Here is a 20354-nt window from a genome sequence, read left to right as displayed (position 1 = left end):
ATCGAGACGGATGAGGGAGTTCTCTCTCTTTTTTGATTAGATTTTTATTGAAAGCAGGTAAAAAAACTAGAAAGAAAATTTAATAGATAAAATGGGAAAAGGAGATATATAGTATGAGTTTCATTGCGATAGATTTAGACGGAACATTATTAAACGACCAGAATGAAATTAGTGAAGAAAATATAAAGGCGATTCAATATGCCCAAGATAGAGGCTTTGAAGTAGTTATTTCAACAGGACGGGCTTATTTTGACGTTCAAACAATTTGTGAAAAAGCCGGGATTACCCCATTTGTAATCGGGACAAATGGCGCAACCATTCATTCAAAAAGCGGAAAGTGCATTTCTTCTATTACGATAACTAAAGATCGTGTCGAAGCTATTCTCCAATGGTTAGATGAACGGAATTATTATTACGAAGTGTTTACTGATAAAGCCATTTATACTCTTAAAGAGGGAAGAGAACATTTCTATAATGAGATTCAAAGTTTGAAAAGTGCTGATTTGGATACAGATATGAAAGAATTAGTTGAAGTAGCGGAAAGGCAATTTGACCAGTTTGGATATGTTTTAGTTGAAAACTATCATGATATCTTAAAACAGGAGGAAGAGTTTTATAATATTTTAGCATGTTCGTTTGATAAAAAGAAAGTAGAGGAAGCATGGAACCAATTCAAAAAGTTTGATGAGTTGATGGTTGTTTCATCTGCTGATCATAACATTGAAATGACTAGTAAAAGAGCTTCAAAAGGGATGTCACTTGAAAGATTGGTTTTCTCGATGAATGGCTCCTTAGATCAGGCTATGGCAATCGGGGATAGCAACAATGATTTATCCATGTTCCAGAAAGTTGGATACAGTGTAGCGATGGGAAATGCGAAAGATGTCATAAAAGCTGTTTGTACAACGACAACCCTTAAAAATGATGAGAATGGGGTAGCTTATGCGATTTATCGATATATGGAGAACTTCGTGGTTCAAAAATAAGTGTCAATGCCGAAGGAGAGAGCAATCAAATGGCATGGATCTATATCATAATGGCAGGAATTTTGGAAATTGTTTGGGTGATCGGTCTTAAATATTCACACGGATTCACCAAAATTTTCCCTAGTATAGTAACGGTAGTTATTATACTTTTTAGTTTCTTTTTACTTTCAAAAGCTTTACATTCAATTCCCTTGGGAACTGGTTACGCCATTTTTACTGGACTGGGAACGGTGGGAACAGTAGTAACTGGGATGCTTTTTTGGGGAGAGACTATTAATCCACTGAAAGTATTTTTTGTAACTTTAATGATATTGGGGATAATTGGAATAAAAATTAGTCCAGCACAACCTAAACATTAATGAAAAAATATGATTTATACAAGGTTAGGAGATGATTCAATGGCTTGGTTTTTTCTTCTTATAGCCGGATTTGCCGAGATTGGTAGTGTTATAAGCCTGAAACGTGCAGACGGGTTTAAAAAATTGCTCCCCTCTGTAGCGTGTCTTTTTTTTGGGAGTTTAAGCTTTTATTTTCTTTCTTTGTCATTAACTTCTCTTCCAGTGGGGACTGCCTATGCAATATGGACCGGTATCGGCTCTGTTGGAAGTGTTTTAGCAGGAATGATCTTCTTTAAAGAACCTAGAAGTTTAAGAACAATCCTATTGATTATGTGTATTATTACAGGGGCTGCAGGTATTAAAATAACTTCTGGACATTAAGATCAAGGTTTTAAATGGCAATAAGTAGATTATGTAAAGAAGACTTCGGGAATACTTTCCGAAGGTTTCATCTCCAAACAAGTTTTTCACTTTTAAATTTAAAAACTTTTAAAAAAAATGCCCAACTTGATGTGGGCATTTTTATTTAGCTATTTGTTCTTGAGTGGCGTTTTATTTATAACAAATTCGGCTTAGTTTTGAATTTGAATAAACTTTATAAGGATTTAATCTTTTTTAGAAAAGGTGAAATAGCCCACTTAGTTTTCTTACTGACGTCATGTTGTTATTTATCTATGGGTGAATGTCTTAACCTAGGACAATCGTGGAACATAGTATAAATTTGTGGTCCTTATAATCAGGATAAGAAAAAATAAATAACCTTGGTGAGGGGAATGTTTCAAAATGGAAGAACAAAAACAATACCGTAATGATTTGTTGGAATGGTGTAATACCATTTATTCTAATTGGGAAAGTATGAAACCAGAGGTTACCAAGCTCTATGATATGGAGAGTCTAGAGGAATGGGAAGGATCATGCCGTCAATTAAAAGAGAAATTACAGTCAGATTTAAACGTGGACTTCGATGATTATCTGAACGCTAAAAGCCTATATGATCAGTGGGAACAGCTATTCAAAGAAACGCATGCGTATCAAGAAGAGATTAAAGTCGATTCTGATCAACGTTTGGAATGGGAAGAGGAACAACCATTCCATGAAGGATTTATGGAAAGGGCTGCTTCTCAAGAAGAGATTGAAGTCGATTCTAATCAACGTTTGGAATGGGAAGACGAAAAACCATACCATGAAAAATTATTGGAAACGAATGCTTATCAAGAGGAGATTGAAGTCGGTTCCAATCACCGTTTTGAATGGGAAGAGGAACAACCATTCCATGAAGGATTAATGGAAAGGGCTGCTTATCAAGAGGAGATTGAGGTTGATTCAGATAAATATGTGGATTTAGACGAAGAACTACAATACCGTGAAGAATTGTTGGAATGGTGTAATACCATTTATTCTAATTGGGAAAGTATGAAACCAAGGTTTTCAAAACTTTTTGATATAAAAAGTTTAGAGGAATGGGAGTCATCATGCCGCAATTTAAAAGAGAAATTACAGGAAGATATAAAAGCGGATATCGATGATTATCAGACAGCTAAAAGCCTATATGAACAGTGGGAACAGCTATTCAAAGAATCGAATGCAAATAAAGAAGCGATTGGAGTTTAATCTGCTTAAGATTTAGGTATTTCAAGCGAAAACAAGAAGAAAGAGATAACATCGGAGCGGCTGAAATGCTGCTCTTTTTTTGTCATAAAAATTCAAATGTGTACATGTCAGCAACATTTGAGTGATGATAAATGTTTTATACAGCACATATATTTATTTATAGATCAAGGAAAGTGAGGTCTCTATATGGTAATGGTGTGTAAAAACCATGTTAAAAAGGCACTAAAAGGTCTTGACGTCCCACATGTAGAAATAAGCAAATTGTATAAAAGTCCCTGTATATTTTGTAAACAGGAAGCAAATATAAATATTTTCTATTCAGTTCCTATTTCCAATAAAATTAGAAAAATAAGAAATATCCATAAACATGTATGAAAATGATTATTATTATCAATACTACAAATATTAAAGGGATAACCATAAAAAGGCTATCCCAACGAAAATTATACTTCTGGAACAAATGTTTTGCAATCCGTTTCTTCACTACTGGATGCCTGTTTGCCTTTATGACTGACTACATAAATAGCATCTGCATTGCATTTGTTTCCGTTGCCCCAGTAGGAACAGTTATTTACTTCACAAAGTACATCTTGTGCCATTCGTATCACACCTCCTTTTCCTTATCTTTGACGAATGAACTTTGGATGATACGCTTTGACGAAAATAACATCAAAATTTCTAATTAGATAACGCTTTTATATATTTTTATAAAGAAAAAATTTTTTTGAGTGACTGAAAAGTCGCTCTTTTTTTTTGTTCAGATAACGGTTCAGGTTAGTGGAGTAAGGTTACACCATTAAGAAATTAACTTTTCAAGGCGGCTGTTAATAAAGGAATTTTTCTATTTCAATATAGAAAAAATCCAAACACAAAGTCCGATAATATTTGCTATTAAAAAAGAAATAATTAAAACGTTTTTAAATCGATCCATTTTTTCTCCTTATTCTTACAATTTATATTTATACTACTCTATTTTAAACTATTAAATCTGTCATTATAGCATAGATTATGTAATTTTCACTCAATTTTGATTGACAATGATTATCATTTAAGTATAAGATTATAACGAAAATGATAATCATTATCACTTTCTTTATGGAATATCTTAATAGATTCGTAGGAGGTGATAATAATGAGTACATTAATTAATAAAGTGGTCTTGCAATTATTGGTAACTATTATGCGTATTCTTTTTGGTGTAGGATGGCTATTAGCAGGTGTAACGAAGATTAGTGAAAAGCACTGGTTTAGTGAACCCGGTGTTTTTATTGAACATTATTTATTAACTGCAGTAGAAAAACCAAATGTTCCAGAATTTTATAAGTATTTCATTGAACATGTAGCATTAGATCATGTTATGTTCTTCAATGATACAATTCCTATTGTGCAAATTATTTTGGGAATATGTTTGATCGTTGGATTTATGATTATTCCTTCTGTTTTTATTTGTCTTTTTATGCATGTGAATTTTATTCTTTCAGGAAATATGAATTTAATAAGTCTGACCCTTTATACAAGCGCATTTGCAATTTTATTTTTTATACAAAGTAGTTATGTTTTCAGTTTAGACCGATATTTTGGAATAGATCAAAAGCTTTCTTTTAAAAACAAAAAGGTAGAAGAGCCTGCGACACCAAAATGGCTTATTAAGAAAATTTCTTAATTAAAATGAAGATTTTCTTTAGATTAGTTTAAAAAATAGTCGTTTATTAGCTATTAATCAATTTATTTTTTATTTTATTATGATGATAGATAAAATTATTATGTTGAAGGGATATTATTATGAAAAACAAGCCATGGAAAGTGATGTCATCTATCGCACTTGCATCCACTTTAGTACTAATTGCTGGATGTACGAGCGATAAGAAAGTTGCTAAAGAGGAAAAAACATCAGAACAAGAGCAACAAGTAAGTAAGAAAGTGACGAACGCTTCTGTAAGAGTACCTGTGACAGATTATACGTTTGATACAGCAGGGAACATGTTCGCCTATGCAGAATTTGAACTTTCAGGAGAACCCTTAGTAGAGGGACTAGGACTTGATCTGGATGTTCTTGATCCAAAAAAATTAGATTCGCCCACAAAGTTTGATTATACAGCAGGAATTGAATCGTATGAATATTCAGAGGAAGCAATGTATGAAGTTGTAGAAAAATCAGGGTTAGGGCTACATTTAATTAATGGTCCGGTTGTCAAGGAATTAGCTAAAAAGCAGGGGAAAGAATCACAAGAATTATTAGCAGAGCGTTTCTATAAATTAGCTGATGCAGTTGGCTATCCTCGTGAAGAGATTCATAGGAATATGTTTCCAACCTTTATTGAATATGCAAAAGGTGATCCTCATTATATTCAAGAAGTAGATACTTCTAACTATGCTTCAGGGGAAGAAAATACATACGTTCCTCAATATCAAGTTAACTTTAAGTCCCTTCGATGGGATCGTAATAAAATGGATAAAGTATTAAATCCAGCAGCATATGGGGGGGCATTCTTAAAACAAGCTCTATGGGCTGGAGATTTTATGGGTGGGTTTCATACTGTAGACGGTGATGAAGAATTGGAAGGTGAAACACCTACTGATGATCATGATGAAAACGTTGCTATTGGTGTCAGCTCAGCAGATGGTATGCAGGGAGCCATCCTAGTAGAGGAAATTTGGAACAAATTAAATTACGTTCGTAATCACTTATTTTACAAGGCAAATGATCAGAAATTACTTCCTGCGAGTGTTGGAAGTCAGTATGATCCATCAAAAGGCTATGTTTATTTACCTCATACAATCCAAGTAAAAGAAGACGGAAATACAGACGTCCCTAATGCCGAGTCACTAGAAGTAACAGATGCGCGCAGTATTTTAACAGATCAATGGTTAATGCTTTGGCCTTCATCTGAATTCTTCGGCACGACAGATCAGCGTCCAGAAAATAAAAATGTCGCGCCATCATTCCGAGCACTTTTTGACAGTGATCCTTATCCTGCTGCGCCTAAAGTAAATCTTGATAACAATGCAGGAAACGATGTAACTGTAAACGATCCATACTCTGTAAACCGTGACGTACTGCTTCATGTGTTTAAAAACATTGATGCCATGCACTTTAATGAAAAAGAAGGTGCATTTGTAGCTGAAAATAATGGTAAAGAGCAAGGAAATTATGTAGATACGTTTAATGCAGGCTATACAATGGAATCACTTCGTATTTTCCAGCGTGCAATTGATGGTCTTCCAGTTGGATATGCAAATGCAGAAGACGCTGAAGGATTAAATACAGCTGAAGGCAAACGTGCAATTGAATTAATGACAAAACAAGCTGATTTTATCATTGATAAACTGATGACAGATTCAGGCTTAGTTGCAAAAGGCTATACATTCGGTAAAGGTGCAGATAAGGAAACAACATTAAATGCACAACTTGGGGCCGTTCGCGGCTTAACAGCAGCATATCTTGCAACAAAGGATGAAAAATATCGTAATGCTGCTCGTACCGTTTATCAAGCAATGGATGAAATGCTTTGGGATAATAAGGCAAAAGCCTATGAAACTGTGAAAGGCGAAATGAAATATGATGCCTTTACTGCAGGTGGAGTATCTGCTGTCTTACGTGTCGCGATTAATAACTTAAGCAATATGGAAGGTGATGAAAAACAGCCAAAAGCATTAGAAGTGGAAACCATTATTTCACGATATGTTGATTTTTATGAAACTGTCATAGATGGTCCAGATCTTAAACAAGGAATGCAAGCAAGTGAATTCTGGGATACAGGTGATTTTTACATTGATGGTGATAAGTCTGGAAACACAGATGGAGATCAAGTTCCACAAACTCAAGCTGGTCATGGTAAATACGGCATTGCACCTGTTCTTGTACCTGTTGAAGTAAAAAAATAAAGATAAAGAGGGTAGGTAATCGTGAAGAAAATTGCCCTTTTCTGGCTAACGCTCCTATTGATGGGGGCGTTAGTTGGTTGTAAGGAAGGAATACAAGTAGTAAACGAGAAAGAGCCAGGAGTTGTTCGGGACTATGCTGTTAACAGCAACAATATTGTTATGAATAAGGCTGGTAATACCATTTATATAGCCAATATTGATGTAAATACAGTTACCATTGTTGACAGTCAAACAAAAAAGGTGACAGCTGAAATACCAGTCGGAAAATCCCCTGTGCAGCTAATCCTTTCACCAGATGAAAGTTTATTGTATGTTTCCTGTAGGTATGACAATAAAATTGACATCCTATCAATTGAAAAAGAAAAAGTGGTTGATTCTCTTGATGTCGGAATTGAACCATATGGTGTTGTAACAAATCAGGACGGTAAAAAGCTGTATGTTGCAAACTATCGATCTAGTACAATATCAGTAATCGATCTAACGAATAAAAAAGTTGAGTCTGAGATTAAAGTCGGCGATCGACCTAGAACATTAGCGATTACGGCAGAAGGGCAAAAGTTATATGTTCCGCATTATTTAGATGCGAAAATTAGTGTGATTAATACCGAAACTGAAAAAATAAGTAAAGTAATTGCCCTTGCCGATTCACCAGATAATCACGATCGCAAAAAAAGCCAGGGGATTCCAAATACATTAGAACAATTTGTGATTGATCCACATGGAAAAAAAGCTTGGATTCCTCACTTGTTAACAAATGTTGATACACCAGTTCACTTTCAAGAAACGATCTTCCCAGCCATCTCTGTCATTGATTTAACGACTGATGAAGAGTTGGTTGATGAACGGAAAGAATTGTTCGAAGAAATAAATATCACAGATAAAAAGAATGACACAATCATTACTTCAAATCCTTATGATGTCGTCTTTCATCCAAACGGAAACAAAGCATATGTTGTCATGTCTGGAAGTGAAGATCTCGTTGTGTTTGATTTAAAACGTGGTGGCAATGCAACGCAGATTCTAAGAAGAATTGAAGGAAATAATCCAAGAGGTGCCGTGATTTCACCGGATGGCGAAACCGTTTATGTTAACAACGCTATGAGTCATGATCTTGCTGAGATTTCTACAGGTGGAAACAGTCCATACGCTCGTGCAAAAATGAAAGGTGAAAATCTTGAGTTGATATCAAAAGATCCTCTGTCCCCACTAGTAAGAGAAGGGAAAACGATTTTTTATAGTGCCAATAGCGAGGAGTTTGCGACAGGAATTACAGGGAATAATTGGATGAGTTGTATTTCTTGTCATGCTGATGGTGAAACAAATGGACTTACTTTAATGACACCAAAAGGACCAAGAGAAGTTCCAAGCAATGTTTTAACGACAAAAACCGGATTATTTATGTGGGATGGCAGTCGTGATGATTTTACGGATTATATATTGACTGTGCAGGGTGAAATGGGTGGCATGATGGAATTTGATCCGGGAAAACCACTCCCAAATGATGTCGAGCATATGTATGATGCGATGTTTGCCTATCTCGATGATCCTGATTCATTCCCAGTCCCAAAAAGTCCTTATCGTACTAAGGATGGAAGCCTAACCTCTACAGCAGAGGATGGAAGAAAATTGTTTGAAGGGAAAGCAGGATGTATTGCATGTCATGCAGGGGCTCAATTTACAGATAGCGTTAAGGCTATGGATGAAAAAGGTCATTTGACAACTAGCAATACTAATTATTTGCATGATATCGGTACGACTAATCCGTTAGATAAACCATCTAAAGGTAACGCTAGACAAGGTTTTACAAACCCAAGAGATACTCTTCATTTTGATGTTCCAACATTAAGAGGGGTATGGGCAAGTGCACCTTATTTGCATGATGGCAGTGCTAATACGATTGAAGAGGTTATTAAGCGAATTCGATATGAAGGAAAGCCTACGTTTACAGACGGTGAAATTTTAAAAATAGCCGAATATGTACGTTCTATAGAATAGAGGGTAATCAAAAAATAGACAAGGAGCTACCTTTAAATCATGTAAATTTTACAAGAAAGCACCGTGTAAACGGTGCTTCATTACCCTTTTGAAAGGGTAGGAATCATATCTGCCCTGGATAAAATGCCTCGTTGATTTCCCAAGACTCAACGATCTTGCGGGCTACGGTAGGTTCGTATCCCATACCCATAAGGTACGTAATAGCAGCAACCTCTCGTAAGGCATGAGGAAAAGAAGTGTGCTGGGCTTCGTGTAATCCATACTGAACAAGAGGTTCAATGTTTCTTAATACTGTGTGTTTATAATGGTGTGGGCTATACTGCTGCTGTTGACTAATGTGATAAGGATTGTATTGGTAAGGGTTATACAAAATACAGTCAACTCCCTAGATAAATAATTTGTAAAGTCATCATTAGTCTATGTGTGTTGTATCATGGGTGAAACGGATAGTGGAAAATTAAAAGAGAAATGAGTTGGAGTGGTACCCCTATTAAGCTTACGGGTACCTCAGTGAAAGAAGATAAAAAAAGCCGATTCCTTAACCAACAGGAAATCGGCATTTTAATGTGTTGAAACATTCCCTAGGAGCTAGGGCTAGTTGTACCACTATATTTATGTGAATGAGGATGGGCTCCGTTCACTGTCGTTACTCCGTGAAAATTATGATAATGTCCAACTCCACCTGGTAAGGGAATCGCAGGACCTGTAGTGCCTCGGATTTCATGTTTATGGCCATCATTTAACGAAGTCACGGTAAAGTATTTATGAGTATGTTTTACACCAGTAGGGGCAGGTTCCGTTGTCCCTGCATATTTATGGTCATGCCCTCCCATAAATGAGGTCACTCCAGAAAAATGATGTCTATGAATGGGAGTGCCGTTCCAAGACGTAAGATATAATATGTGAGAATGCTCAGAATCCATATTTGAATCACTTGAATGAAGGATAAACCCAGTAACCGGAATTTCCATATCTTTTCCCCCTTTTCTTAATAGCTCTTACAATTTATGAAAAATCTAAATCATTCATGTCCTTTTTTTAAATAAACATAATGAGAAAGAACCCAGAGTAGGCTTCCTTTCCATTTAAATGGACTGGACTAGGGTTTTTATTAAAAAGGGTAACTTATTGGTTTAGGTATTGAGAAAAGGGAAAGACAATAACCAGATCCAGGCTGAACGCCTGGATTTTTAGTTTTTTTAGGAGGTTTGGGACAGGAAAAAGACAAGTGGCTGATAAAATGTTGAAAGTGGCCGATAAAATCGAAAAGCGGCAGATAAAATGAAAAAGTGAGGAATTGTCCAAAGAGGATTTAATTGAGACAGCCAAATCATTTGAATAGCAGACAAAGAGGAGACTTCGAAGTAGAGAGTCTCCTCTTTTTTATTTTCATCTTCAACCATTCAGCAGGATTATAAAAAATCGCACTCGGATTTAATGATCCCTTTCAGTAGATACTATCCAGGAAGTTTTTCTAGTCAAAAATTAAAAAACGGTATATAATCACATTAATATTTGTACCTATAAATATAATAGATAGTAATAAATTTAATAAGTCGGTATAAAAATGGAGGGCTAATAAATGAAGTTTCCACATGATTTTTTATTCGGCGCGGCTTCTGCTTCTTATCAAATAGAAGGAGCGTGGAATGAAGACGGTAAAGGGGTAACCAATTGGGATGTCTTTTCAAAGATTCCGGGGAAAACGTATGAGGGCACCAATGGGGATGTAGCGATCGACCATTATCATCGCTACAAAGAAGATATTCAATTAATGGCCGAGATGGGGCTGGAGTCATACCGGTTTTCGATTTCATGGGCACGTATTTTGCCAACGGGAGACGGTGAAGTCAATGAAAAGGGCCTGGAATTTTATAACAATGTCATCGATGAATGTTTAAAGTATGGGATTGTGCCATTTGTTACGCTGTATCATTGGGATTTGCCGCTGACGCTGGAAGAAGACGGGGGATGGACGAATAAGCGAACAGCGGAAGCCTTCGTCAAGTATGCGGAAATTTGTTTTCGGTCCTTCGGCGACCGCGTCAAACATTGGATTACCTTCAATGAAACGGTGATGTTTACTGGCTTAGGCTATTTAAAAGGGGCGCATCCGCCTGGGATCCAAAACGATGAGAATAAATACTTTCAATCGACACATTACGTGTTTTATGCCCATGCAAAGGCCGTTGAAGTCTATAAGGGGCTGAATCATTACGGCGAGATTGGGATTACCCATGTATTCTTACCCGCTTACAGCGTAGATGATCAAGAGGAGAATGTCCTAGCGGCTCGGCATGCCAATGAATATGAAACGTTTTGGTATTATGACCCGATTTTAAAAGGCGAATATCCGACTTACGTGGTCGAGCAATTACAGGAAAAGGGCTGGATGCCAACCTGGACAGACGAAGAACTAGCTACTTTGAAAAGAAATGCCGGAAAAAATGATTTTATCGGCCTGAATTATTACCAGCCGATTCGCGTCGAAAAAAATCACGAAGCCATTTCATCGATGGAACATTCACGAGAAACATCGACGCTGACTCCAGGCAACCCATCGTTTGATGGCTTTTATCGGACCGTGAAAATGGAGGATAAAACCTATACGAAATGGGGATGGGAAATCTCCCCGCAAGGATTTTTAGACGGTCTTCATATGTTAAAAGAGCGTTATGGTGATATTAAAATGTATGTAACCGAAAACGGACTCGGTGATGAGGATCCGATCATTGAGGGCGAAATCGTCGATGTGCCCCGGATTAAATATATTGAGGCGCATTTAAAAGTGATTAAGCGTGCCATCCAAGAAGGCATAAATTTAAAAGGGTATTACGCCTGGTCTGTCATTGATCTCCTCAGCTGGTTAAACGGCTATAAAAAGCAATACGGATTCATATACGTCGATCACCAGGATCATTTAAACCGAAAGAAAAAGCTGTCGTTTCATTGGTATAAGCAGATCATTGAGACAAGAGGCGAAGAGCTGTAAGTAAAAAAGAAAGCCTCTTGATATGAATCAGGAGGCTTGATGTATAATAAAGTCATTAAATAATGGAACGAAACAATAGGGAGATTATATGGCTGTAAAATATAAAGAAATAGCGGATCAACTAGAACATGACATTCGGGATGGGAAATTCGATCAAACGAAAAAGCTGCCGACAGAAGAAGAGCTGCTAAAAAAATTTGAAGTGAGCCGAAATACGATTCGGAAAGCCATTAATCAGCTCGTCAATCGCGGCCACATCTATCAGGTGCAGGGCAGCGGCATGTTTTTACGGGAAAAATCCGAAACCGATACGATCAATTTAGGCAGTCTTAGAGGCTTAACAAAAGATTTGACTTCAAAGAACATTGAGACGAAAATTCTTGATTTACACGTGCTAGAAGCCGATGAAGAGAAAGCAAAACAATTGCGTTGTGAAGTTGGAACCAAGCTTTATTATATTAAGCGGCTCCGCATCGTAGATAACGAACCCTTCTCGATTGAAATCAGTTATTTTAAAAAAGACATTGTCCCCTACTTAAACGAAGAGATCGCCTCGAGTTCTATTTATAGTTACCTGATCGACGATTTAAAATTAACGATTGGTTTTGCGGACAAAGTCATCAACTGCGAGAAAATCGATGTAGCCAGTGCGGAACTGCTCCAGGTCCATCCGCGCGATCCAGCCTTAATTATTGAAAATACAGTCTGTTTAACGAATGGAACCATCTTTGAATTATCTCAATCCATCTTTCATTATCAAAAAGCAAAAATCTTAAATCGCATCAATTTTAAATAGAAAACGGCTAAGACTCTGAACTGTGACCCATAAAATGGACAGTCTAAAAAAAGACCGAATATTTTAAGCTGCTAATAAGTGACTCCGGTATTGTGCCGGAGTCATTTTATTTAGGCTCCATTGATATCTGTTGGTGTTGTACTCCTCAATATAGGTTCCTATCAATCCCTGTAATTCCTCAAAGCTCTGACATGAAGAATAATCTACTTCATCCTTTAAATGACCAAAGAATGATTCCATTGGGGCGTTATCCCAACAATTTCCCTTACGGGACATAGACTGAGTAAGCTTTAGCTTTTTCACTCTTTTTTGAAATTCTGGATGCGTGTAATGGAATCCCTGGTCTGAGTGAATCATAGCTTCCGGATGAACTAGATCACCAAGTGCTACAGAGAGTTTATCCAATGTACAATAAACAAGATCCATCTTTAATGTTCTGGACAAATGATAAGCAACAATTTCCCTTGTCGAGGAGTCCTTTACACAAGACAAATAAGCCGGTTGCGCTGCTCCATAGTACACATAAGTAATATCCGTTAGCAATACTTTTCCAGGCTCACCTTGGTCAAATTCTCGATTTAATAGGTTAGAGAGAGTCTTATGTTCTTGGGTAGCTTTAGCCATTTTTTTGTAAGGATTAATTTGGCGAACCTTTGCCACTAAATTAAACTTCCTCATAATCCGTCGGATTTTTTTGTGATTCATTTCCACAAAATAGTCATTCTCTAAAATCATTTTGATAGTAAGTGCTCCAGCGAAACCCTTTTTCTTATCAAATATTTCCTTGATTAACTCATAATCATTCCAATCATTCTCTTCTCGATCAGACCGCATGCTTTCAGCCTTTACCCAAGCATAATATCCACTTCTGCTTACCTCTGCCTTCTTACAGAGGAATTTCACCATATGTATAAGCCCAAACTTTCTAATAGTTTGTTCGATAAGCATATACTTCTCTGAAACGGTTACTTTTTCTTCTTCTTCGCCTGCCTTTCTAGTTCGTCTAACTTTTTTAAGAATTCAAGCTCCGCTTCTAGGAATTTAATTCGTGCTTCAGCTTTCTTTAAGTTATCCTCAACTGAAAGAGGCTTTGAAGAGGGTCTACCAGTGCTTGCTTTTCCACGCCTTTCTGTGAAGAAACCATCCTCCCCAAACTGCTCAAATGTTTTCCTCCAGCGTTTTAAACATTCACTAGGTTTATCAGACCCAATCATTTCTAAGTCAAATCCATGTTCAATAAAAATTTGGGCAGGTCCTTTACCATTTGAATTTTCTTTAATTGCTTCTACCTTAAATTCAGGCTTATATGCGATAGAACGATCCGATACGTGTTGTACATTTGGATTCTGTTCTAGTAGTTTCATTTGAATTTCATTAAAAATAATTTTACTCATTATATGTCCTCCGCTCACATCATTGAGTTTGATTATAAACGGGTTTTTGTGAAATGGACACAGAAAAACCCGAATAAGGGACTTTTTATAAAGTGTCCATTATTCGGGTTATAGTTCAACTCCTGTGCTTAACCGTTTTTTTAATACTGTGCACATATGCTTTTCGCAAATAAACATAATGGAAGAAAGAGCCCATACTAGGCTCTTCCTTCCGATCGATCATTTGAAAATGACGATTTCATTCTCAAATGAACATGTTCAGATTGTCCCTAAAACTAAAATGTGGAAAGAACGATAATTAATAGAATGAACAATACAACGATTAAAACAAATGTGCTACCGCCGCCATATCCACCACCGCTATAACCACCGTCGTAGCCGTAACCGCCACCGCAAAATCCCATATCTTTTCACCACCTATTTAGTTTGTGGATGGTTAATTACCATCTCACCATTAGTATATTTTCTACAAGAGAACGTGATTGGACATGCACCGCTTTTTTGGAGAAATCCGCGATCGTACCGTAATTTTTCCTAACCGATAAAAACAAGAAGAAGCGTATGCATTATGACATACGCTTCTTCCAGAGGTGATTCTATGTCTGTGCTTGGCGGCGGAGAGATTCCTGTCTCTCCCTAATAAGCTATGCAAAAAGAAAAAAGAGGACTGGACAAGCGTTTAGAAAGGTAAGAAAAGTTTTTTCGAAAATGAATATTATTTTAATATGGAGAAGACTAAAAAAAACGAAAAAGAAAGAACCCATAATAGGCTCTTCCTTTCATTGTGTTTATTCATAGATCAGTCGATTTTTAGAATATGCGACGTCTTCTGGAAAAAATAGAAAAGATTAAAAAGAAGGGGATAAATCTTCTTCTTCTAAAGCCATCCCGGATAAACACGCCTCGTCTTCGACCATCAAACCCATCCATGAATCCACGGTGAACTCTACCAAAATTATCTCTAATTTCAATAGGTTGACCCCTGAATCTCATCAGTGAATTAGGCAATTTTCTTCCTCCCTTCTCTTGCAGGTTGCTCAGAATACGAGGTATTCTGTTGATTTATGTTTGGAAAAAGGACAGATTATTTCAACCTGTCCTTCGCTCCTTCAAAAAAGTGACTTGTCACTTTTTTAAATTAGTAGCCACTCATGAAAGAAGTTCCTACAATGATAAGCAATACGAAAAGTACAATGACTAAAGCCATTGAGCTTCTATGTGATCCATCACTCATGTATCTCACCCCATTTTGAAAATTACTTTTAAAATCTCAAATGAATGTTCAGTTTGTCCCAAAAAACTTAAGTTACGGCAAGAACAATAATTAATAGAATGAACAATACAACGATTAAAACAAATGTGCTACCGCCGCCATAACCACCGCTATAACCGCCGTCGCCGTAACCACCATCGTAACCACAAAATCCCATATCTTTTCACCACCTATTTAGTTTGAGAATGTTAATTACCATCTCACCATTATTATATTTTTTACAAGAGAACGTGATTGGACATGCTCCGTATTTTTGAAGAAATCCGCAATCGTACAGTAATTTGAATCAACCGGTAAAAAACAAAAAGAAGCGAATGCTGGTGTCATCCGCTCCTTTTCGGAGGTAATAATATGTCTGTTCTTTATGGCGGATGAGAGATTCCTGTCTCTCCCTAATAAGCTATGCAAAAAGAATAAAGAGGACTGGACAAGCGCTGAGAAAGGTATGAAATTTTTAAAAAAATGTAATCAAATTAAAGGAGTTTTATGCAGCTTTTTTATTTTTGGACAATTTGTCCCAAAAAACTAACATGTGGAAAGTACGATAATTAATAGAATGAACAATACAACGATTAATACAAAGGTGCTTCCGCCGCCATAACCACCACCGCTATAGCCACCGTCGTAGCCGTAACTGCCACCGCAAAATCCCATATCTTTTCACCACCTATTTAGTTTGAGGATGTTAATTACCATCTCACCATTATTATATTTTTTACAAGAGAATGTGATTGGACGTGCTCCGTATTTTTGAAGAAATCCGCCATCGTACCGTAATTTTTCTTAAGAAATACAAGAAGAAGCGTATGCATTATGACATACGCTACTTCCAAAGGTGATTCTATGTCTGTTCACGGCGGATGAGAGATTCCTGTCTCTCCCTAATAAGCTATGCAAAAAGAATAAGAAGGACTGGACAAGCGTTGAGAAAGGTTAGAAAAATTTTTTGAAAATGAATATTCTTTTAAAATAGGCTGTGTTAAAGGTCATTGTTGATTTTTAAAGCGAAGCACCCTTCGCTGCAATCAACAGCCAAGTTTAACATAGCATTAAAATAAAGGAGACTAAAAAACAAAACCCATAAAAAGAAAGAGCCCATAATAGGCTCTTCCTTTCATTGTGTTTATTCATAGATCAGTCGATTATTAGAAAATGCGACGTCTTCTGGAGAAAATAGCAAAGATTAAAAAGAAGGGGATAAATCTTCTTCTTCTAAAGCCATCCCGGATAAACACGCCTCTTCTTCGACCATCAAACCCATCCATGAATCCACGGTGAACTCTACCAGAACGATCTCTAATTTCAATAGGTTGACCCCTGAATCTCATCAGTGAATTAGGCAATTTTCTTCCTCCCTTCTCTTGCAGGCTGCTCAGAATACGAGGTATTCTGTTTATTTATGTTTGGAAAAAGGACAGATTATTTCAACCTGTCCTTCGCTCCTTCAAAAAAGTGACCTGTCACTTTTTTAAATTAGTAGCCACTCATGAAAGAAGTTCCTATAATGATAAGCAATACGAAAAGTACAATGACTAAAGCCATTGAGTTTCTATGTGATCCATCACTCATGTATCTCACCCCATTTTAAAATTATTCTTTAAATCTCAAATGAAGAAAAACTAAGTTACCGCAAGGACGATAATTAATAGAATGAACAATACAACGATTAAAACAAATGTGCTGCCACCGCCATAACCACCGCCGTAACCACCATCGTAACCGCCAGATCCATAGCCCATATCTTCTTCACCACCTTTCGTTTTTGAGGGAGTAATTTCCATCCCTACAATTAATATATTTATTTCAAAGAAACATGATTGGACAAGTTCCCGTTTGTTATAAAAATCCGCAAGAGTACAGTAATTTTGATCAACCGGTAAAAAACAAAAAGAAGCGAATGCTGGTGTCATCCGCTCCTTTTAGGAGGTAATAATATGTCTGTTCTTTACGGCGGATGAGAGATTCCTGTCTCTCCCTAATAAGCTATGCAAAAAGAATAAAGAGGACTGGACAAGCGCTGACAAAGGGTTGAAATTTTTAAAAAATAATTAAAATGCCTGCTTTTTTATTTTTTTGTCCAAGTATCCACACTTTGAAACGAAACCAATCATAGCTTATCTAAGAGAGGATAAAAGCGAGGTGGAAGAAGTTAGTGGACGGGGAGAATCATCATCAAAAACAAAAGCCGACGAGAGAAAAGGACCTTATTTCAAGATTCATATTTGGCAATCGTAAATCGAGAGAAACACACAAAGAAAACGAAAATCATGCACAAGAAAGTCCGGAAACAAACGAACAATTATCTACCGATACCAGATCAAATCGTCACGATGATTGGTTTTTTGGACGTAGAAAAAAGGAACCTACAACAGCTCATAAAAACAGGCAGCATCAGACGCAAAACACCCAGAGTAAAATAGAAAACTTTATGAACAATGTGGATTTTGACTTACTTATGGAAACCTATGACACCCTATTAGAGACAACCAAACAATATAAACCATTACTTAAAGAGATCACACCCTTTTTCAGTAAAATAGGAAAAAAATTTAAAAAGTAGCTTTTTAGTGCCATGGCTAAAAACATAGAAAATACCTACATTTGAAGTGTAGGTATTTTCTATGTTTTATTAAAATGAACTCGATCTACGTTTGCTGTACCTCGCGCTCCGTTACAACCTATCTTTGGCTCCAAAACGAATCCCAGACTCAGAAAACATCGACACAGCAATGGAATAGTTCGAGTCTTCCAATCCTTGATAGTGCTAAGGAAATCTCCCGATTTCCTCCAAAACAAAAACCACCCTTTCCTAAAAGGGCGATTAAAAAACTATTTCAGGAACAAGAGCAAAGTATGGTTAACTGCTCGTTTTATATGTGAATTAGGAAAAGTAGCTATATAGCTTAGCACCTTTCGCTGCCAGATGCATCCGGTTGACTTTGTAGGTTGTTATTCATTAAAAATTCATATCCAAGTCACACCATATCATGTATCCTAAAAAGGAAGAAAGTTACAATTCGTTATTGTAGCATTCTTCCCCTGGAGAAATTGATTTTGAAAATCCTATCTTCTGTTATAGACATCATAAATGGGTAATTATCACCTTTGAATTAGTCCACCTACTACTCAAAGTGGTTCCACTGATCATGGTGATAAGACCATCAACTAAAATATAACGCTGCCTAATGAAGTGCAAAAAAAGGAGTAGAGTGTAACTGTGAACAAAGATGAGCGACAAGCGAGGTTAAAGGAACTAGTAAAGGTTCAAAAGCAGAAAGAAATGCTGCAACACGCAAAGTTACAAGAAAAAACTGTAAGACAGGCATTCGAAGAGGCATTTGGGGATGAAATTGAATATGAAATTCTAGATACAAACGAAACTAGATTAATCCTAGAGGACATGGGTGAAACCTTTCCCATTGCTTTTTGGAATAGAATTGACTGGGCCGACAGTTCAGTTAATAGAATGGAAATAAATGAAAAAGACATTAGCCGCATTCCTTTACTTTTAAAAGAAAAAGGCTTTAATTCCTCCAGCCCGATATATGTTTTTTGGGGTTATGATGATTATCCATGTGTAAAAACGAGATTAACAACAGAGTTATTGAACAAATTTGATGAAATTATTTGGCTAGGAAGCGACATGTATTATTATTGCCCTGTCCAAAAATATATAATTGAGTTTTTCCATGATGATTCCATTAATATAGGCTGGAAAACAAATAGAAATGATTAAACTGGGAAGAGGGAAAATAAAGTCCGAACCCGAGAATAGTATATGTGGATAAGAAAAAGACCATCTCAGAAGGATGGTCTGTCGTTAAACGCGTTTTGTTCCAACATATCTTGGATGCCAATATGGGTTGTTTGTACTTGTAATCATGACTCCTTTTGAAGAAGAAGACATGATCATTTTACCATTCCCGATATACATGGCAACATGTGTCGGCCGACTTGCCTTGGTTGGAGCAAAGAACATTAAATCTCCTGGTTGTATATAATTATGGATACGATATCCGTTTCCATAGAACATTTGAGCCGCTGTACGGTTTAGCGTTCTTCCAGCTTTTGCATAGGAATATTTAACAAGTCCTGAACAATCAAAGCCGCTTGGTGACATTCCGCCCCAACGATAAGGTACTCCTAATTTAGACTTTGCAACCGAAACTGCCTTTGAATTATAATACGCTGCTTCCGCTTTATCACCCATGTTAGCAAACAAAGAGCCGCAAGAAACGATAATGACAAATGCTACGATGAATTTCTTTAGCATGATTGTTACCTCCTAGTGTGATTTGATAGCTTTACTATACTAGGAAGGTGTAACAGTGACATCACAGCCAAATTACAATTTTATTACAAAGTTATATTGATATAATTTTATTTCATATGTAAAATTCAAGATTTCTTATTTTGCTGCAGTGGCGAAATTTCCCATTGAAATGGAGAGTCGATTCCAACTATTAATTTGATTGATCAAAATAACGAGATCTACATAGTCTTTTTCACTAAAATGTATACCCACTCGATTATAAAGATCATCAGGTACACGCTTAGTTGGAACTAATGTCACATGTTCAGTTAATTCTAATGCCACTTTTTCAGCATCTGTGTAGAAATCGCATTCTCCCCATGCGCTGACGCAGTATAAACGCTGTTCCGTTTCACCCATTTTTCGAGCGTCAGAGGTATGCATATTAAGACAAAAAGCACAGCCATTAATTTGAGAAGCACGGATTTTAATTAGTTCACGGAGTTTACGGTCTATTCCAGTAGATTTAGTATACTTCTCCATTTCCATCATAATGTTAAGTGCTTCGGGTGCTACTTCAAGATAATTAATGCGTTGTTCCATTTCCATTCCTCCTAAAATATAGTGAACTTTTATATTATCCCAAAACAGGAACATATATTCCTATAATATGCTTCATTCCAAATAAAAACAAGTAAGAAAATTGATAAGCTAAAGAACAAAAGCTTATAAAAATGAGCTTGATCTTCGGTCCCTAATCCTCGTTCATGGTTGCGCCCCATCCTTGACTCCGAGATGAATCCCAGACTCAGAACACCTCGATTTATTCACC

General features: G+C 36.6%; 25 protein-coding genes. 11 read left to right on the top strand and 14 right to left on the bottom strand.

What is annotated here, in order from left to right:
* The first annotated feature begins 113 nt into the window (after positions 1 to 113).
* The 4 genes from CCK98_RS31105 to CCK98_RS31090 all read left to right on the top strand — a co-directional run bounded on the left by CCK98_RS31105 (position 114) and on the right by CCK98_RS31090 (position 2935).
* Positions 114 to 986, top strand: coding sequence for a Cof-type HAD-IIB family hydrolase (locus CCK98_RS31105; RefSeq protein ID WP_088090105.1), 873 nt, complete (start codon positions 114 to 116; stop codon positions 984 to 986).
* A gap of 29 nt (positions 987 to 1015) precedes the next feature.
* Positions 1016 to 1345 carry a multidrug efflux SMR transporter gene (locus CCK98_RS31100; RefSeq protein ID WP_088090104.1) on the top strand — a complete coding sequence of 110 codons (330 nt, stop codon included), beginning with the start codon at positions 1016 to 1018 and terminating at the stop codon, positions 1343 to 1345.
* Positions 1346 to 1384: 39 nt separating this feature from the next.
* Complete coding sequence (locus CCK98_RS31095) at positions 1385 to 1705, top strand: multidrug efflux SMR transporter (RefSeq protein ID WP_088090103.1); 321 nt, start codon at positions 1385 to 1387, stop codon at positions 1703 to 1705.
* A 402-nt stretch (positions 1706 to 2107) separates the two neighbouring features.
* Positions 2108 to 2935, top strand: coding sequence for a hypothetical protein (locus CCK98_RS31090; RefSeq protein WP_088090102.1), 828 nt, complete (start codon positions 2108 to 2110; stop codon positions 2933 to 2935).
* Positions 2936 to 3378: 443 nt separating this feature from the next.
* Here the strand turns inward: CCK98_RS31090 and CCK98_RS31080 are convergent, their stop codons facing one another.
* On the bottom strand, positions 3379 to 3534 hold the full coding sequence (locus CCK98_RS31080; protein WP_088090100.1) for a DUF1540 domain-containing protein: 156 nt from the start codon (positions 3532 to 3534) through the stop codon (positions 3379 to 3381).
* 533 nt (positions 3535 to 4067) lie between these two features.
* Between CCK98_RS31080 and CCK98_RS31075 the strand changes: the two genes are divergently transcribed.
* From CCK98_RS31075 to CCK98_RS31065, 3 genes are all read left to right on the top strand, one after another.
* Positions 4068 to 4598 carry a hypothetical protein gene (locus CCK98_RS31075; protein WP_088090099.1) on the top strand — a complete coding sequence of 177 codons (531 nt, stop codon included), beginning with the start codon at positions 4068 to 4070 and terminating at the stop codon, positions 4596 to 4598.
* 119 nt (positions 4599 to 4717) lie between these two features.
* A complete protein-coding gene (locus tag CCK98_RS31070) occupies positions 4718 to 6820 on the top strand; it encodes a hypothetical protein (protein WP_088090098.1) in 2103 nt (700 codons plus the stop codon).
* Between the two features lie 60 nt (positions 6821 to 6880).
* The gene (locus tag CCK98_RS31065; protein WP_088090616.1) at positions 6881 to 8815 is read left to right on the top strand and encodes a beta-propeller fold lactonase family protein; all 1935 of its coding nucleotides are present in this window, start codon (positions 6881 to 6883) and stop codon (positions 8813 to 8815) included.
* A 103-nt stretch (positions 8816 to 8918) separates the two neighbouring features.
* Here CCK98_RS31065 and CCK98_RS31060 read toward each other — a convergent pair whose 3' ends face one another.
* On the bottom strand, positions 8919 to 9185 hold the full coding sequence (locus CCK98_RS31060) for a hypothetical protein (protein WP_373408516.1): 267 nt from the start codon (positions 9183 to 9185) through the stop codon (positions 8919 to 8921).
* Positions 9186 to 9396: 211 nt separating this feature from the next.
* Complete coding sequence (locus CCK98_RS31055; protein WP_088090097.1) at positions 9397 to 9786, bottom strand: YmaF family protein; 390 nt, start codon at positions 9784 to 9786, stop codon at positions 9397 to 9399.
* A 611-nt stretch (positions 9787 to 10397) separates the two neighbouring features.
* Between CCK98_RS31055 and CCK98_RS31050 the strand changes: the two genes are divergently transcribed.
* Both CCK98_RS31050 and CCK98_RS31045 read left to right on the top strand, forming a co-directional pair.
* Positions 10398 to 11807 carry a glycoside hydrolase family 1 protein gene (locus CCK98_RS31050; protein ID WP_088090096.1) on the top strand — a complete coding sequence of 470 codons (1410 nt, stop codon included), beginning with the start codon at positions 10398 to 10400 and terminating at the stop codon, positions 11805 to 11807.
* An 88-nt stretch (positions 11808 to 11895) separates the two neighbouring features.
* Positions 11896 to 12603: a GntR family transcriptional regulator gene (locus tag CCK98_RS31045; RefSeq protein ID WP_088090095.1), complete on the top strand. Its 708-nt coding sequence runs from the start codon at positions 11896 to 11898 to the stop codon at positions 12601 to 12603.
* A gap of 63 nt (positions 12604 to 12666) precedes the next feature.
* On the opposite strand, the gene CCK98_RS31040 is transcribed toward CCK98_RS31045, so the two are convergent.
* From CCK98_RS31040 to yjcZ (CCK98_RS31000), 9 genes are all read right to left on the bottom strand, one after another.
* Positions 12667 to 13997 (bottom strand): IS3 family transposase gene (locus CCK98_RS31040; RefSeq protein WP_088087180.1). Its coding sequence is split into 2 segments (ribosomal slippage): positions 12667 to 13625 and positions 13625 to 13997, totalling 1332 coding nucleotides; the frame shifts between segments, so codons are not numbered across the junction.
* 275 nt (positions 13998 to 14272) lie between these two features.
* The gene (gene yjcZ / locus CCK98_RS31035) at positions 14273 to 14401 is read right to left on the bottom strand and encodes a sporulation protein YjcZ (RefSeq protein ID WP_088090094.1); all 129 of its coding nucleotides are present in this window, start codon (positions 14399 to 14401) and stop codon (positions 14273 to 14275) included.
* Between the two features lie 444 nt (positions 14402 to 14845).
* Positions 14846 to 14968 (bottom strand): hypothetical protein, encoded by a 123-nt coding sequence (locus tag CCK98_RS36640; protein ID WP_256942510.1) that lies wholly within the window; start codon positions 14966 to 14968, stop codon positions 14846 to 14848.
* Between the two features lie 167 nt (positions 14969 to 15135).
* Complete coding sequence (locus CCK98_RS31025) at positions 15136 to 15231, bottom strand: YjcZ family sporulation protein (protein ID WP_088090092.1); 96 nt, start codon at positions 15229 to 15231, stop codon at positions 15136 to 15138.
* Positions 15232 to 15298: 67 nt separating this feature from the next.
* On the bottom strand, positions 15299 to 15427 hold the full coding sequence (gene yjcZ, locus CCK98_RS31020; RefSeq protein ID WP_088090091.1) for a sporulation protein YjcZ: 129 nt from the start codon (positions 15425 to 15427) through the stop codon (positions 15299 to 15301).
* A 368-nt stretch (positions 15428 to 15795) separates the two neighbouring features.
* Positions 15796 to 15924: a YjcZ family sporulation protein gene (locus CCK98_RS31015; RefSeq protein ID WP_088090090.1), complete on the bottom strand. Its 129-nt coding sequence runs from the start codon at positions 15922 to 15924 to the stop codon at positions 15796 to 15798.
* Between the two features lie 529 nt (positions 15925 to 16453).
* Positions 16454 to 16576, bottom strand: a complete 123-nt coding sequence (locus CCK98_RS36635) for a hypothetical protein (RefSeq protein WP_256942509.1) — start codon at positions 16574 to 16576, stop codon at positions 16454 to 16456.
* Between the two features lie 167 nt (positions 16577 to 16743).
* Positions 16744 to 16839, bottom strand: a complete 96-nt coding sequence (locus tag CCK98_RS31005) for a YjcZ family sporulation protein (RefSeq protein WP_088090088.1) — start codon at positions 16837 to 16839, stop codon at positions 16744 to 16746.
* A gap of 50 nt (positions 16840 to 16889) precedes the next feature.
* Complete coding sequence (gene yjcZ, locus CCK98_RS31000; RefSeq protein ID WP_088090614.1) at positions 16890 to 17009, bottom strand: sporulation protein YjcZ; 120 nt, start codon at positions 17007 to 17009, stop codon at positions 16890 to 16892.
* Positions 17010 to 17422: 413 nt separating this feature from the next.
* On the opposite strand from yjcZ (CCK98_RS31000), the gene CCK98_RS30995 reads away from it, so the two are divergent.
* Together CCK98_RS30995 and CCK98_RS30990 are read left to right on the top strand one after the other, a co-directional pair.
* Positions 17423 to 17830, top strand: a complete 408-nt coding sequence (locus tag CCK98_RS30995) for a hypothetical protein (protein WP_088090087.1) — start codon at positions 17423 to 17425, stop codon at positions 17828 to 17830.
* 657 nt (positions 17831 to 18487) lie between these two features.
* The gene (locus CCK98_RS30990; RefSeq protein ID WP_088090086.1) at positions 18488 to 19006 is read left to right on the top strand and encodes a hypothetical protein; all 519 of its coding nucleotides are present in this window, start codon (positions 18488 to 18490) and stop codon (positions 19004 to 19006) included.
* 84 nt (positions 19007 to 19090) lie between these two features.
* On the opposite strand, the gene CCK98_RS30985 is transcribed toward CCK98_RS30990, so the two are convergent.
* Both CCK98_RS30985 and CCK98_RS30980 read right to left on the bottom strand, forming a co-directional pair.
* A complete protein-coding gene (locus CCK98_RS30985; protein ID WP_088090085.1) occupies positions 19091 to 19543 on the bottom strand; it encodes a C40 family peptidase in 453 nt (150 codons plus the stop codon).
* Positions 19544 to 19678: 135 nt separating this feature from the next.
* Positions 19679 to 20125, bottom strand: a complete 447-nt coding sequence (locus tag CCK98_RS30980; protein ID WP_088090084.1) for a carboxymuconolactone decarboxylase family protein — start codon at positions 20123 to 20125, stop codon at positions 19679 to 19681.
* Positions 20126 to 20354 lie beyond the last annotated feature (229 nt).

This window comes from Bacillus sp. OV166, assembly GCF_900177675.1.
Taxonomy (GTDB): Bacteria; Bacillota; Bacilli; order Bacillales; family Cytobacillaceae; genus Neobacillus.
Note: the sequence above shows the minus strand (reverse complement) of the source record. Positions and strands in the feature narration are given on the sequence as shown.

Bases quoted from the DNA above. Each gene is read 5' to 3' on its own strand.
- yjcZ (WP_088090614.1), bottom strand. From the start codon at position 17,009: ATGGGCTATGGATCTGGCGGTTACGATGGTGGTTACGGCGGTGGTTAT.
- CCK98_RS31090 (WP_088090102.1), top strand. From the start codon at position 2,108: ATGGAAGAACAAAAACAATACCGTAATGATTTGTTGGAATGGTGTAAT.
- CCK98_RS30985 (WP_088090085.1), bottom strand. From the start codon at position 19,543: ATGCTAAAGAAATTCATCGTAGCATTTGTCATTATCGTTTCTTGCGGC.
- CCK98_RS31045 (WP_088090095.1), top strand. From the start codon at position 11,896: ATGGCTGTAAAATATAAAGAAATAGCGGATCAACTAGAACATGACATT.
- yjcZ (WP_088090091.1), bottom strand. From the start codon at position 15,427: ATGGGATTTTGTGGTTACGATGGTGGTTACGGCGACGGCGGTTATAGC.
- CCK98_RS31095 (WP_088090103.1), top strand. From the start codon at position 1,385: ATGGCTTGGTTTTTTCTTCTTATAGCCGGATTTGCCGAGATTGGTAGT.
- CCK98_RS31075 (WP_088090099.1), top strand. From the start codon at position 4,068: ATGAGTACATTAATTAATAAAGTGGTCTTGCAATTATTGGTAACTATT.
- CCK98_RS31080 (WP_088090100.1), bottom strand. From the start codon at position 3,534: ATGGCACAAGATGTACTTTGTGAAGTAAATAACTGTTCCTACTGGGGC.
- CCK98_RS31005 (WP_088090088.1), bottom strand. From the start codon at position 16,839: ATGAGTGATGGATCACATAGAAACTCAATGGCTTTAGTCATTGTACTT.
- CCK98_RS30980 (WP_088090084.1), bottom strand. From the start codon at position 20,125: ATGGAACAACGCATTAATTATCTTGAAGTAGCACCCGAAGCACTTAAC.
- yjcZ (WP_088090094.1), bottom strand. From the start codon at position 14,401: ATGGGATTTTGCGGTGGCGGTTACGGCTACGACGGTGGTTATAGCGGT.
- CCK98_RS31100 (WP_088090104.1), top strand. From the start codon at position 1,016: ATGGCATGGATCTATATCATAATGGCAGGAATTTTGGAAATTGTTTGG.
- CCK98_RS31065 (WP_088090616.1), top strand. From the start codon at position 6,881: ATGGGGGCGTTAGTTGGTTGTAAGGAAGGAATACAAGTAGTAAACGAG.
- CCK98_RS31055 (WP_088090097.1), bottom strand. From the start codon at position 9,786: ATGGAAATTCCGGTTACTGGGTTTATCCTTCATTCAAGTGATTCAAAT.
- CCK98_RS31025 (WP_088090092.1), bottom strand. From the start codon at position 15,231: ATGAGTGATGGATCACATAGAAGCTCAATGGCTTTAGTCATTGTACTT.
- CCK98_RS31070 (WP_088090098.1), top strand. From the start codon at position 4,718: ATGAAAAACAAGCCATGGAAAGTGATGTCATCTATCGCACTTGCATCC.
- CCK98_RS31015 (WP_088090090.1), bottom strand. From the start codon at position 15,924: ATGGGATTTTGCGGTGGCAGTTACGGCTACGACGGTGGCTATAGCGGT.
- CCK98_RS31050 (WP_088090096.1), top strand. From the start codon at position 10,398: ATGAAGTTTCCACATGATTTTTTATTCGGCGCGGCTTCTGCTTCTTAT.
- CCK98_RS31105 (WP_088090105.1), top strand. From the start codon at position 114: ATGAGTTTCATTGCGATAGATTTAGACGGAACATTATTAAACGACCAG.